Origin of the sequence: Sedimenticola hydrogenitrophicus, from assembly GCF_025175675.1 — a bacterium.
GTDB lineage: Bacteria > Pseudomonadota > Gammaproteobacteria > Chromatiales > Chromatiaceae > Sedimenticola > Sedimenticola hydrogenitrophicus.
The window spans coordinates 1-793 of record NZ_JANIOA010000122.1 but is presented as its reverse complement, the minus strand read 5'-3'; the positions used below and the strand labels follow the sequence as shown (position 1 = coordinate 793).

Sequence of the window (793 nt, the reverse complement as noted above, 5' to 3'; positions counted from 1 at the left end):
GCGTCGGGGTCGGTGCGCGACAGTTGGGTCTCTCCACGCGCTTCCAACTGCTTCAACTGGGCCTGGGTGCGCGCCTGGCGGGCCTGGAGTTGCTTCAGCTTTTCGCCCAGAGCAGACGCCTCTCCCAACTGTTCGCCCCAGCCGCTTTCCTGTTCGTCCTGGGTGTCGAGTCCCTGGTAGTAGGCATCGATATCCAACTCGATTTGTTTGAGATCCTTCTCCATCTGTTTCTTCGTGGTGACGCTCGCCGCGCTGGCATTGGCGTTGAAAAACGCCCCGTCCAGCGCGACCTCTTCTCCGCCCAGCAGCTCCAGCTCTTTGCACAGGGCGATAAACTCCTTACAGGCGGCTTTCAAGGCCGGGCCGTTGACCTTGCGGAAGTCGGCAATGGTGCGGTAGCTGGGGGTGAGTCCCTCCAGCAACCAGATCACTTCCAGATTGCGATGGCATTCCCGCGCCAGGCGGCGTGAGCTGTGGACCCGGTTGATGTAGCCCACCACGTAAAGCTTGAGCAACGCCGCCGGATCAAACGCCGGCTGACCCGCTGTCCGACCTCCACTGGCGTTCTGAAATCCCAAGGCCTTCAGATCCAGCGTATCAATATAGGCGTCTATCGCCCGTACCGCATTGTTCTCACTGATGTAATCCTCAATGCGCGGTGGCAGTAGGGCGTTCTGGGAGCGGGCTGTGCCGTGTTTGTAACGTCTACTCATGGCTCATCTTCACTGGCAGGCTACAATTCTCTGCGTATTCTACCCGCTTCTGCGAGATCGCTGAATTCTTGCACAGTCTC

1 protein-coding gene is annotated in these 793 nt (G+C 59.1%); it reads right to left on the bottom strand.

Going from position 1 to position 793, the window contains the following annotated elements; genetic code table 11:
* Positions 1-713, bottom strand: a 713-nt coding sequence (locus tag NPX02_RS21245) for a transposase (RefSeq protein WP_260296065.1), incomplete at its 3' end; no start/stop codon positions are given.
* Positions 714-793: the final 80 nt, after the last annotated feature.